Below are 11916 nucleotides of genomic sequence, written 5' to 3' on the forward strand. Positions count from 1 at the left end.
CAGTTCAAAAGTGTACGCCCGCCAGTGGGCAGTCTGGTTTTCAGAGCGTTTCCCGAAATCGGTGTGATGTGGCACAGTGTGGTCCGGCACGGCATGGCGTGCCCAATACCAAAAAATATTAATAAACAATCCAGTTTCGAAACGGACAAGAAAAATGGTGCGAAACGTGTGATCGGAAACGAAAAGCGACCGTCGGAAACTTATATTCCGAACAGGCCGCTGTAAGAAAATACTGGTTGAGACTACAAATCGCAAAACCTAGGCGAATTCGATGGTGCCTTTGTCGCCGTCCATCGACTTGACGATGGCAAGTGAAGCGACGTTGTAGCCAGCGTCTCGCAGCTCCTTGCCGCCACGCTGGAAACCTTTTTCAATCGCGATGCCGATACCTTCGATGACCACGCCCGCTTCGTTGCAGATATCGATGAGTCCGTGCATCGCCTTGCCGTTGGCGAGGAAATCATCAATCAAAAGAACGTGCTCGCCTTTGGTCAGGAAGCGCTTGGAAACGATTACCGGGAACTCCTTCTGCTTGGTGTAGGAATAGACGCGTGCGGTGTATTGGTCGCCGTCGAGGTTGATGGACTGGGTCTTTTTTGCGAAAACGACCGGTACATTGCCGAAATGCTGGGCGGCGATACAGGCGATGCCGATGCCGCTGGCCTCGATGGTCAGGATCTTGTCGATTTTCTTGCCGGCAAAAATACGGGCCCATTCGGCGCCCATGTGGTCGAAAAGCGTCACGTCGCACTGGTGGTTCAAGAAGGCATCGACTTTGAGCACATCTCCCGGCTTGACGGTTCCGTCCCGACGAATCCTGTCTTCAAGTTCCTTCATATCATCCTCTCGTTTCCGTCGGTAGGTCGTTCAAGCGATGCCCCTCGCAACGCATATATGGTCTATGAGCATAATCACTGGAGGTGACTAACGACGGTCGAATTCGAATGTGCTGTTGTTGATAGCCGATATTGCTTTGGAAGATGGTGTTGAAGGCCTGTTCGGAAAGCCGGAGTAAGACGGACCTGATTGGTTTCAGTTGATGCGCGGTTTCTGATTTCGCCGGTGACTGTCATCAGATGGAAAATCGCCGCAAATTAGTGCTTTGCTATGGTAAAACTGGCAGAAGCGGAAAGTTTTGGTGGGATAAAACTGGCAGACAAGGTAATTATTGAGTTGTTTTTATCGATAATTATTAGTTGCTGCTCATTCATGATTCATGTTTCCAAGACCAGCGAGTGTGATAGAAATGAAGTCCTATGGCAGGAGGGCGAGCCGATATTGAAGGCGCTCGCGAAACGGCTTTTCGAAGGGAACAGGTGTGGCACAGGATCCGGATTTGATTGCACGAAGCGCCGAGGAACTGGTCGGTGACCTGAACGAGCAACAGGCGAAGGCGGTGCAATATCGCGGTCCGGCACTGCTCATCGGTGCAGGAGCCGGATCAGGCAAGACTCGTGTGCTAACCCGCCGCGTGGCGTGGATTCTTTCGCAGTTCGGGGCTTGGCCCAGCCAGATTCTGGCCATCACCTTCACCAACAAGGCCGCCGCCGAGATGCGCGAACGTCTGGAGGCACTGATCGGTCCGGTCGCGGAGCATATGTGGATTTCAACGTTCCACTCCGCCTGCGTGCGCATTTTGCGGCGTGACGGTAAAGTCATCGGTCTCAACTCCGGTTTTTCCATCTATGACACCGCCGACAGCCAGCGACTGATCAAGCTTATCGGTACCAGCCTCAACGTCGATTTGAAGCGCTATACGCCGCGAGCAATCCTTGGTCAGATTTCCGATTACAAGAACAAGCTGGTCGGCTGGAAGGAACTGCTCAGGACCTACGCACCAGATTACACGCCTGGTCAGCAGGGCTATCAGCTGGGTCGTTATGATAATGCCGAGGCATTGTATGCCGTGGTCTACGCCGAATATCAGCATCGTCTCGCAGCCGCCAACGCCGTCGATTTCGACGATCTGATCGTGCGAACGGTAGAGCTGTTGCACGACCATCCCGAAGTCGCGGATTACTACCACCACAAGTTCCGTTACATCCTGGTCGACGAATACCAGGACACCAACCACGCCCAGTATCAGCTGGTACGAGAACTTTCCGGTATCGACGACCCCAATCGTCCGGCTATGGGCTCGGCGGTTCCGAACCAGCCGACAGCGGGGCGCGAAGGTCCGGCGTGGGTCACCGTCGTGGGTGATTCCGACCAGTCCATCTATGCATTCCGTGGTGCGGATATCAGCAATATCCAGGATTTCGAGAAGGACTTTCCGGGTGCGCTGACCATCATGCTGGAGCAGAACTACCGTTCGACACAGACCATTCTCGATGCCGCTAATGCCGTGATTTCCAAGAACACCGGACGCAAGCCCAAGAAACTTTGGACGTCGCTTGGCAAGGGCGACCCGATCATCGGCTATGCCGCTGATAACGCGCAGCAGGAAGGCGGCTGGATCGCCAACGAGATCGCCAACCTCAAAAGCGAAAACGGGTACCGCTATTCCGATATCGCCATCATGTACCGCGCCAACGCGCAGTCCCGCGCGCTTGAGGAAGCGCTGATTAACGCCGGTATTCCTTACCAGCTCGTCGGCGGCACGAAATTCTACGAACGCCGCGAGGTCAAGGACGCCATCGCCTACCTGCAGGCCATCACCAATCCGGCCGACAGCGTCAACATGCGCCGCATCATGAACACACCAAAGCGTGGGCTCGGCGCACGGGCTGAATCCATGGTCGCGGCTTATGCCGAGGCGCACGATGTGCCGTTCTGGGGTGGCATCGACCATATGGACGAGATTCCCGACCTGCCCACACGCACACGAACCAAGCTCGGCGAGTTCCGTGACCTGATGCGTGGTCTGATGCAATTCGCCGCCGATCACGATTCCAAGCCTTCTGAGATTGTCGCGCAAGTGCTCAGCGAATCCAAGCTGCTCGAAGAACTCCAGCGTTCCACCGATCCGCAAGACGAATCGCGCGTCGAGAACCTTTCGCAGTTGCAGTCCGTGGCCGCCGAATTCGAGCAGAAGACACCGGACGCCACGCTTTCCGGATTTCTGGAGACCACGGCGTTGGTGGCCGATTCCGACCAGCTGCCCGGCGAGGGGGAGGACTCGGGCAAGGTCACACTGATGACGCTGCACACGGCCAAGGGATTGGAATATCCCGTCGTGTTCCTCACCGGCATGGAGCAGGGCACGTTCCCGCATTCGCGTTCGCTTGAGGACGAGCAGGAGCTTTCGGAGGAACGACGTCTCGCCTATGTGGGTATCACACGTGCCAAGCAACGGCTTTACGTCACTCGCGCAGCAGTGCGCTCGCAGTGGGGGCAGGCCAACGACATGATGCCCAGCCAGTTCCTCGACGAGATTCCCGACGAACTGATTGAATGGAAACGCCGCGAGGCCGGCGTCGAACGCATGCGTTCCGGCTGGAGTTCGGGCGGTGGCGATAGCGATTTCGATGACGAATTCGGCGGCTGGGAAGATGACGATGGTTTCTCGTCCGGTTCCACCTTCGGCGGTTCGGGTTCATCTTCTTACGGCGGTTCACGTGGCTCCGGCCGTTCCGGTTACGGTTCGAGACGTTCAGGATATGGCTCGCATTCGGGCTATGGCTCATCCTCGTATGGTTCTGGTTCTTCGTATGGTTCTCGTTCCGGTTCTTCTACCGGTTCGCGCTCCGGTTCTCACTCCTTATATGGTTCGGGTTCCAGCTACCGCAGTTCTTCATCACGTTCGGGTTATAGTTCCCATTCTTCCGGCAGTTCCTCGTACGGCTCGCATTCCGGCTATGGTTCGACCTCGTATGGTTCTGGCTCTCGCACTCGTGGCGGCAAAGTGACTACGCGCCGTACTGCTCCAAAATCGGCTTCACGTTCGGTGCCGGCTTCAAGTCTTAAAAAAGACAATAAGCTCGACATCTCCGATTTCAGCATCGGCGACAAGATTACCCACGACCAGTACGGCTTGGGTACGGTCGTCGACACTCAAGATAAAGGCCGCAACTCGATCATCACGGTCGATTTCGGCTCCGACGGAGTCAAGCGCCTGATGCTCCGCGTGGCTCCGATTGAGAAGCTGTAGATATCGATAATAGTGAGACTCGCATTTTTCAACGCAAATAAAAAATATGAGCCAAATGAATATTGCCGATATACAGAGGGTCATGAAACGTTGATGTTCCAACGGTTATGGCAATTCCACTATCGACGAATGTTCGATTGAGGCTCACATTTTCTGTCAGGTCCGGGAAAATGTGAGCCTCGTCCACAGTCTGAGAGTAAAATAAAAGCTTGTGTCTGCCATAAGGCGGGCATTATCTGGAGTCTTAGCCCATCAGTGGGTCGGCGGTTTCCTCACGAAGGTGATGATGTCGTTGGCGCTTGGCGCCTTGAAGCACTGGAGAGGCCCGGCTCAGCGCGGTTTCGTATGATTCCGCGTTCCGTTCAGATAACGACAGAATACAAAGGAACAACAGAATGACCAACATTCAGCGTTCTCGCCGTCAGGTGCGCCTTTCGCGTGCCCTCGGCATCGCACTGACCCCTAAGGCTCAGCGCATCTTCGAGAAGCGTCCGTACGCTCCTGGTGAGCATGGCCGCACGCGTCGCCGCACCGAATCCGATTACGCGGTTCGTCTGCGTGAGAAGCAGCGTCTGCGCGCCCAGTACGGCGTCTCCGAGAAGCAGCTTCGTGCAGCTTATGAAAAGGGCACCCACACCAAGGGCCAGACCGGCGATGCAATGCTCGTCGATCTCGAGACCCGTCTCGACGCCCTGGTGCTTCGCGCAGGCTTCGCCCGCACGACCGCCCAGGCACGCCAGTATGTCGTGCACCGTCACATCATGGTCGACGGCAACGTGGTGGACCGTCCGTCCTACCGCGTCAAGCCCGGCCAGACCATTCAGGTCAAGCCGAAGAGCCAGACCATGGTTCCCTTCCAGATCGCCGCTGAAGGCGTGCACCGCGATGTGCTGCCCGCCGTCCCCGGATACCTGGACGTCAACCTCGCCTCGCTCAAGGCGACTCTCACCCGCAAGCCGGAAACCAAAGAGATTCCGGTCGAGGTCAACATTCAGTATGTCGTCGAGTTCTACGCTCGCTGATTTCTGAATCCCATTCCTTTTAGGACATACCGCAAGGGCCCTGTGAGTTTCAAGCTCACAGGGCCCTTGGCGTTGTCTTATTTGAATAATTGCAGCGATTCGGTTATCGGAAGGACCGTAACTCAAACATTTTCTGAATGAGAGTCGTATACCTTTCGGTTACTCACTCGCCGATAATGGCATCGACGATGGCGGAGACGATTGACATGATGATGGTGCCGATGATCGAGGCGAAGAAGCCGGAAATATAAACGCCTACGCCGAAAAGCGATACTGCAAGCCATGAGGCCAGGCGCATGCATAGCCAGTTGACCACCAACAGCAGAATGATGGAAATCAAGCCCAGCGACATGATGGAAAACGGCAACGCGAAAATCTGCGTCACCCAGTTGAGGATTGGTTTGATGACGGCGTTGACCAGCGCCAGAAACAGCGCGAACACGGCGATGCCGAGAATCGGGGGAGTGCCGATTGGCTGCATGCTGGGGATGAGCAGCACCATGGCGGCTGCGGCGATGGTGAGGATGATCCAGCGCGTCAAAAATCGTGTCATGTAACCAGTATGGCAAAGAAGGAGCGTCGGAAGACTACTGTTTTCAGAATATTTTCAAGGGGTTCGCCGTAGGTTGAATCGCAGCTAAATGTCAGGGAGCAGACTTTTTATTGGCTGTCATGCTTTACGGGAGTAAGCGTTTCGTAAGGTTTTCCCTCTCTGTAATGAAGTCATAGAGCCGCGTGAGGGTGCATCAATCACCTGTCAGACTTCGTGTTTGTATGCATTGCGAAGTGAATCGAAATAACGAACAATAGGATGAACCAGATATAAAATCGGCCTATGAATTGACGTTCAGATGCTTGTTATCGGTTATGAACGATTATTCAACAGGCCGATTTCGATAGTGATGGTTTTGACTCTTTAGAACCCGTCCTCGAAGAATTCGAGCAGATCGCTCATCGTCAGTTTCTTCTTCTCCTCGGCGTTCAGGTCGCGGACGATCTGGCCCTTTTGCAGCACGATGAGGCGGTTGCCGTATTTGAGGGCGTCATCGAGGCGATGCGTGATCATCAGGCACGTCAGGTTTTGCTCGTTGATGGTGCTTGCGGTGATGGCCATGAGCTGTTTGGATGTCTTCGGGTCGAGGGCTGCGGTGTGCTCGTCGAGCAGCAGCAGGTCCGGCTTGGTGATGGTGGCCATGATCAGGCTCAACGCTTGGCGCTGGCCACCGGAAAGGTTGCCGGCGGGGGTGTTCAAATGTTCCTCAAGCCCGTTGCCGATGCCCTTGCAAAGCTCATAGAATCGGTCATGGTTTGCGGCCATTTCGCGCATCTTGAAGCGACGGTGCTGGCCGCGACGGGTGGCAAGCAGCAGGTTTTCGGCGACGGTCATACGCGGTGCGGTACCCATCTTCGGATCCTGGAAGACGCGGGCGATATATTTGGCACGGGTCACCTGCGAGGTCGAGGTGACGTCTTCGCCGTTCATCAGCACACGCCCCATGGTGGGGTGGATGCCGCCGGCGATGACGTTGAACAGGGTGCTTTTGCCTGCGCCGTTGCCACCGAGTACGGTGATGAAGTCTCCGGGTTTCACCGCAAGGTTGGCATCAGTCAGGATTTCCTTGGTGTCGTCCATTCCGTTGTCGACCCGCACCGAGCAGTGCTCGACCGCGAGACGGATATCGGCGGGATTGGTAACGCTTTGTTCCTCAGCTTCGCTGGCGGTCAACGTGGCATCGTTTTCATTTGGTTTTGTCAAGGTCTCGTCTTTCATGCGTTCGCCTTTCCATTGGATACCGCAACGTCATCCTTCTTGAAATATTTCTCGAATCCTGTGGTCAGGTGCAATGCCCGCTTGAATTGCGGAATGAGCATGCACAGCGAGAGTACGACGGCCGAGAAGAACTTCAGATACGTGGTGTCGAAGCCCAAGCGGATGACCAAGAGAATCAGGAGCTGGTAGATGATGCTGCCGACCACGGTGGCGAGCATACGCTGGAAGAAGGAAAGCTCGCCGAAGAGGACCTCGCCGATGATGATGGAGGAGAGGCCGATGACGATGGTGCCTACGCCTTTGCTCACGTCGGCGTAGCCGTCGTGCTGGGAGATGAGCGCGCCGGAAAGAGCGATCAGCCCGTTGGAAAGCATGAGACCGACGTTGGTCATGCGTTCGGTGTGGATGCCGAGCGATTTCGCCATCGATTCGTTGTCGCCGGTGGCGATGTAGGCCTGGCCGAATTCAGTGTTGAAGAACAGCGACATCAGGCCGATGACGATGGTGACGGCCAACAGACCGATAAAGACGGTGTCATAGTTTTCCGGCAGGTTCAGCGGGCGGAAAACGTCCTGGATCTTCGGCAGGTTCAGCAGGGAGAGGTTCGGTGATTTCATCACGAAGAGCATCACGGAATTCAGCGCGGACATCACCAGAATGCCGGCGAGAACCACGGGGATCTTGCCTTTCGTATAGAGCAGTCCGGTCACCAGTCCCGCGCACATGCCGGCCAAGACGCCGAGCAGAGTGGCGAGGAACGGGTTGACGCCCATGGTGATCGCCGCGACGCACACCGCGCCTCCCAGCGGGAACGAACCTTCCGTGGTCATATCGGGGAAGCCCAGGATACGGTAGGTCATGAAGATGCCGAGGCCGAGCATGCTCCAGAGCATGCCCTGGCCGATTGATGAGATAATCATTTGTTGCTGCCTTCCTCTCCGATGACCTTCGCGTTCTTCATCACCGAGTCAGGTACGGTGATGCCGTTGAGGTCCGCTTCCTTCTTGTTGATATAGACGTCGCCGCCGTTGAAGACGTAGACGGGCGTGGTCGCGGTCTTGGTTTTGCCGCTCAGCACGTCGGCCATCATCTCCCCGGTTTTCAACCCGAAGTCGTACTGGCTCGGTGCGATGGTGGCGACGGCGCCCTGCTTGACCATGGTGTCGGCGGCCACGATGACCGGTTCGTGCTTCTTGTTGGCCTCTTGGGTCACGGTGGGCATGGCGTTGGCGATGGCGTTGTCGTTGGGAATGAAGATGAAGTCGACCTGGTCGCTCATGATCTGCACGGTCTGCGCGATTTCGTTGCTGGTCGGTACGGCGAAACGCTTGGTCTGCAATCCCATCTTCTTGGCGATGGCGTCGGCGTGTTCGACCTGCGATTTCGCGTTGATCTCGTCGGAGTTATAGAGGAAGCCGACTGACTTCGCCTTCGGCAGGAGCTTTTTGGCCAGTTCAAGCTGCGCTTTGAGCGGCGGAACGTTGGAGACGCCCGTGATGTTGCCGCCGGGGTGCTTGAGGTCCTTGACCACGCCCGCGGCGACCGGGTCGGTGACCGCGCCGAGCATGATCGGGATGTCCTTGGTGGTGTTGGCCAGCGCCTGCGTGGCGCCGGTGGCGATGCCGCACAGGGCATCGGGCTTCTTGTTGACCAGCTGCTGGCTCATCGTGGCAAGTTTGCTCTGGTCGCCTTCGCCGTTCATGCTGGTGACTTCGAGGTTCTTGCCTTCGACGTAGCCGCCCTTTTTGAGGCCGTCGATCACGCCTTGATGGATCTGGTCGAGCGCGGGATGGCTCATGGTCTGCAGGATGCCGACCTTCTTGACTTTCTGCGTTTGGGCGGTCGAGGCCGTGTTGGTCGCGGCGCTTTTCACGCTGTGTTCGCCTACGAAATACATGGCGACACCGACGACGACCACGGCCACCGCCGTAACCGCTGCGGTTACCAGTGTGCTTGGTGAACGATGTTCTTTTTCGGACATGGTATTTTTCTCTGATCTTTTAAGGTTTGGTTGTATCTAAGAGGTAGCGATAATAATGATTGTTATCGATTTATGTCAGCTATGCGCTTCTCATCTACTTCTTTCCGACATCGGTGGTGACGAGCTTGGCGTTCTTCATCAGTTTCTCAGGCACATTGATGCCGAGCCGTTGTACCTGATCCTTGTTGATGATGGTGTCGCCGGTGGAGAAGGTGTAAACGGGTGTGGTGGCCGGTTTGCTTTTGCCTTTGAGGATATTTGCGGCCATCTTGCCGGTCTGGATCCCGAGCTGGTATTGGTTCACGCCGATGGTGGCGAGCCCGCCCTGTGTGACCATGGTGTCCACCGAGGTGATGACCGGCTTGTTCTGCTTGTTGGCCTCTTCGGTGACAGTGGGCATGGCGTTGGCGATGGTGTTGTCGAGCGGAATGTAGATGAAATCGACCTGTCCGCTCATCACTTGCACGGTCTGGGCGATTTCGTTGCTGGAAGGTACCGCGAATTTCTTGACCTTGAGCCCAAGTTTCGTGGCGGCCTTGGTGGCCGTGTCGATCTGCGACTTGGAATTGTCTTCAGTGGAGGAGTAGAGCATGCCTACGGTTTTGGCCTGAGGCATCAATTCCTTGCCAAGTTTGATTTCAGAGGCGACGGGTGGCTGGTCGGAGACGCCGGTGATGTTCTTTCCGGGAGCCTTCATATCCTTAACCAACCCTGCGGCGACCGGATCGGTGACCGCGCCGAGCACGATTGGCGTGGTGCTCGTGGAGTTGGCCAGCGCCTGCGCGGCCGGGGTAGCGATGCCGACCAGCACGTCGGCCTTCTTGTTGACCAGCTGTTCGCTCATCGTGGCGAGCTTGCTTTGGTCGGCCTGCCCGTTCTGGTCGATGATTTGGATGTTCTTGCCGTCGATGAAGCCCTCTTTTTCCAGCTCGTCGACCACGCCTTTATGAATCTGGTTCAGTGCCGGGTGGCTGACATATTGGAGGATACCGACACGCTTCAATGCGTGCTGTGAGGTCGTGGCGGCATTGTTGCTTCCCAGCGCATGCCGTCTGCCGAGTTGGTAGGTGAAGCCGCCGACGAGGATAAGGACGATGACGATGATGGTCGCCGTCAACGCCCGCCCGTGTGAGGCTTGGTGGTTTTCGTTGCTCATAGCGTTCCTATTGCTCTTTCGATTGGTTTTTAAGCCCACGCCAAGTGAGATTGCCGCGATATCCAAAATACCGAAAAATCACCGAATACAATGCAACAATGATTCAAATTTCCGATACGCAAGATGATACGAATCGCGAAAAACAAATGATGCCCTGGCGAAGGCACAATATTAAATTCTGGGTTGCTAACTACTTGTGTTAGCTACGCCAGCCACGCCAAACGAAATGCAACGGGAGTCGTGATGTCGAAATCATAGCGACCGCTCCTTTCAATGCATTTTCAAAACTGCTTTCAAAGATAGAGGGATACATGGAAAACGGCAAAACCGTCGTTCATATAATGAGACATGACGCTGTGCGATAATGGAGCCATGTTGTTGCATCTTCATCTGGTCCGCCATGGGCAGACCTATTTCAATCGTTACAATCGCTTGCAGGGCTGGTCGAATTCACCGTTGACCGATTCCGGCATCGCCGACGCCGACAAGGCCGGGGCGAAACTCAAGGATTTCGACTTCGCAGCTGCCTATTGCTCCGACACCACGCGTGCCGAACAGACCGCCGCGCGAATCCTCGACATCAACGAAGAGAATGGCCACGCGCGCCCCAAGCTGGTCGCCGACATGCATTTTCGTGAGCAATTTTATGGCTATTTCGAGGGTCAGGATATGAATATGGCATGGTGGGCGGCCGGTGCGCCGCACGGTGCCAAGACATACAACCAGATTGTCGAGCAATATGGTCTCAAAGGAACCAGGGACTTCCTGAAAGAAGCCGATCCGTTCCATGACGCCGAAAGCGATGAAGAATACTGGAAACGCATCGAAGGCGGGTTTGCCTTGATTGCCGCAAACCCAGCGCTCAAGGACGGTGACGACGTACTTCAGATTTCGCACGGCAACACGCTCCTAAGCCTGATGCACCGCTTCGCCGGGCCTGGATATGACCTTTCCGAACGACCGGCGAACGGCAGCGTCACCACGCTGGATTTCGACACCAGCAAGCCGATCGAATCCGCGGTGACCGTTGTCGCATATAATCAGTGATTTCTCTTTTCAGCGTCGTTGGCGTTGGGTAATCTTGTGTTTTATTATGGCTGAACCGTCGAGGGACTTTATTGGAAAGAGGCTTACATGAGTATTGGGGACATCGCAGGGCTTATCGCCGCCATAGCCTTCGCTGTGCTGGCGGGATTCCTGATCTATCCGCTCATCAGGCTGGGCAAGCTGTTCGACCAGCTCGCGCAGACCGTCAAGGATTCCGGCGACCACGCCATCCCGGCGCTGGATGAAGGCGTGACCACGGTCCGCCAGGTCAACAAATCGCTTGAGGACGTCAATAAGATCTCCTCTGCCGCTTCGACCACGGCAGGCAACATCGGCGCTTTGACCGATCTTTACGGCTCGTTCCTGGGCAAGCCGGTCATCAAGCTGGCATCGTCCTTCTATGCCCTGAAATCCACCGCCCAAAGTTTCATGCACCAGAAAGGTGCGGCCTCTTCAGGCGACATGGATAAGGCCAAGGTTCCGACAGCCAAGGCGAAAGGCGGCAAAAAGTAACGATGGTCAAACGGATTTTTTGGGTATCGCTTGGTGTGGTCGTCGGTGTGGTCGCCGTCTCGAAGGCTGAAGCCTACGTACGTGCCAACACCCCGGACAAGGCCCGTCAGTTCGTCCTTGGTCCCGATCAGGACCACGTCATGCAACGTTCCCTGCGAGGGCTCTTCGACGAGTTCAATACCACGCGCCTTGCACGCGAGCAGGAACTGAATGCGCAATATGCCGACAAGCTCGCTTAGTTGCGTGGCTTGGTGAAGTTGATCGCGGACCTGCCAATCGCCAGTAGGTGTCAGGATTTTGCAGGTTTAGGATGATACATAATATTCGCCAGAAATA

11 protein-coding genes are annotated in these 11916 nt (G+C 55.8%); 5 read left to right on the forward strand and 6 right to left on the reverse strand.

Annotated features, from left to right (window positions below; all coding sequences use genetic code 11):
* Positions 1-258: 258 nt before the first annotated feature.
* Positions 259-837: a xanthine phosphoribosyltransferase gene (locus OZX67_RS04405; protein ID WP_277144565.1), complete on the reverse strand. Its 579-nt coding sequence runs from the start codon at positions 835-837 to the stop codon at positions 259-261.
* A 481-nt stretch (positions 838-1318) separates the two neighbouring features.
* Between OZX67_RS04405 and OZX67_RS04410 the strand changes: the two genes are divergently transcribed.
* Positions 1319-4090, forward strand: coding sequence for a UvrD-helicase domain-containing protein (locus tag OZX67_RS04410; protein ID WP_277144567.1), 2772 nt, complete (start codon positions 1319-1321; stop codon positions 4088-4090).
* 395 nt (positions 4091-4485) lie between these two features.
* Positions 4486-5112, forward strand: a complete 627-nt coding sequence (gene rpsD / locus OZX67_RS04415) for a 30S ribosomal protein S4 (RefSeq protein WP_277144570.1) — start codon at positions 4486-4488, stop codon at positions 5110-5112.
* Between the two features lie 163 nt (positions 5113-5275).
* On the opposite strand, the gene OZX67_RS04420 is transcribed toward rpsD, so the two are convergent.
* From OZX67_RS04420 to trpX (OZX67_RS04440), 5 genes are all read right to left on the reverse strand, one after another.
* Positions 5276-5665, reverse strand: a complete 390-nt coding sequence (locus OZX67_RS04420; protein ID WP_277144572.1) for a phage holin family protein — start codon at positions 5663-5665, stop codon at positions 5276-5278.
* A gap of 363 nt (positions 5666-6028) precedes the next feature.
* On the reverse strand, positions 6029-6883 hold the full coding sequence (locus OZX67_RS04425) for an ATP-binding cassette domain-containing protein (RefSeq protein WP_277144574.1): 855 nt from the start codon (positions 6881-6883) through the stop codon (positions 6029-6031).
* Positions 6880-7803, reverse strand: coding sequence for an ABC transporter permease (locus OZX67_RS04430; RefSeq protein WP_277144577.1), 924 nt, complete (start codon positions 7801-7803; stop codon positions 6880-6882). The genes OZX67_RS04425 and OZX67_RS04430 overlap by 4 nt, the downstream gene beginning before the upstream one ends.
* The gene (gene trpX / locus OZX67_RS04435; RefSeq protein ID WP_277144579.1) at positions 7800-8864 is read right to left on the reverse strand and encodes a tryptophan ABC transporter substrate-binding protein; all 1065 of its coding nucleotides are present in this window, start codon (positions 8862-8864) and stop codon (positions 7800-7802) included. The genes OZX67_RS04430 and trpX (OZX67_RS04435) overlap by 4 nt, the downstream gene beginning before the upstream one ends.
* A gap of 94 nt (positions 8865-8958) precedes the next feature.
* A complete protein-coding gene (gene trpX, locus OZX67_RS04440) occupies positions 8959-10020 on the reverse strand; it encodes a tryptophan ABC transporter substrate-binding protein (RefSeq protein ID WP_277144581.1) in 1062 nt (353 codons plus the stop codon).
* Positions 10021-10392: 372 nt separating this feature from the next.
* Here trpX (OZX67_RS04440) and OZX67_RS04445 point away from each other — a divergent pair, with 372 nt between their 5' ends.
* The 3 genes from OZX67_RS04445 (at position 10393) to OZX67_RS04455 (ending at position 11819) form a co-directional block, all read left to right on the forward strand.
* The gene (locus tag OZX67_RS04445; RefSeq protein ID WP_277144919.1) at positions 10393-11067 is read left to right on the forward strand and encodes a histidine phosphatase family protein; all 675 of its coding nucleotides are present in this window, start codon (positions 10393-10395) and stop codon (positions 11065-11067) included.
* Between the two features lie 87 nt (positions 11068-11154).
* A complete protein-coding gene (locus OZX67_RS04450) occupies positions 11155-11580 on the forward strand; it encodes a DUF948 domain-containing protein (RefSeq protein WP_277144583.1) in 426 nt (141 codons plus the stop codon).
* A 2-nt stretch (positions 11581-11582) separates the two neighbouring features.
* Positions 11583-11819, forward strand: a complete 237-nt coding sequence (locus OZX67_RS04455; RefSeq protein ID WP_277144585.1) for a hypothetical protein — start codon at positions 11583-11585, stop codon at positions 11817-11819.
* The last annotated feature ends 97 nt before the right edge of the window (positions 11820-11916 follow it).

The sequence above is a fragment of the Bifidobacterium sp. ESL0728 genome (assembly GCF_029392015.1).
In the GTDB taxonomy this organism is placed as follows: domain Bacteria; phylum Actinomycetota; class Actinomycetes; order Actinomycetales; family Bifidobacteriaceae; genus Bifidobacterium.

Excerpts from the sequence above, each read along its gene's own strand:
- OZX67_RS04405 (WP_277144565.1), bottom strand. The coding sequence starts at position 837 with ATGAAGGAACTTGAAGACAGGATTCGTCGGGACGGAACCGTCAAGCCG.
- rpsD (WP_277144570.1), top strand. The coding sequence starts at position 4,486 with ATGACCAACATTCAGCGTTCTCGCCGTCAGGTGCGCCTTTCGCGTGCC.
- OZX67_RS04420 (WP_277144572.1), bottom strand. The coding sequence starts at position 5,665 with ATGACACGATTTTTGACGCGCTGGATCATCCTCACCATCGCCGCAGCC.
- OZX67_RS04425 (WP_277144574.1), bottom strand. The coding sequence starts at position 6,883 with ATGAAAGACGAGACCTTGACAAAACCAAATGAAAACGATGCCACGTTG.
- OZX67_RS04430 (WP_277144577.1), bottom strand. The coding sequence starts at position 7,803 with ATGATTATCTCATCAATCGGCCAGGGCATGCTCTGGAGCATGCTCGGC.
- trpX (WP_277144579.1), bottom strand. The coding sequence starts at position 8,864 with ATGTCCGAAAAAGAACATCGTTCACCAAGCACACTGGTAACCGCAGCG.
- trpX (WP_277144581.1), bottom strand. The coding sequence starts at position 10,020 with ATGAGCAACGAAAACCACCAAGCCTCACACGGGCGGGCGTTGACGGCG.
- OZX67_RS04445 (WP_277144919.1), top strand. The coding sequence starts at position 10,393 with ATGTTGTTGCATCTTCATCTGGTCCGCCATGGGCAGACCTATTTCAAT.
- OZX67_RS04450 (WP_277144583.1), top strand. The coding sequence starts at position 11,155 with ATGAGTATTGGGGACATCGCAGGGCTTATCGCCGCCATAGCCTTCGCT.
- OZX67_RS04455 (WP_277144585.1), top strand. The coding sequence starts at position 11,583 with ATGGTCAAACGGATTTTTTGGGTATCGCTTGGTGTGGTCGTCGGTGTG.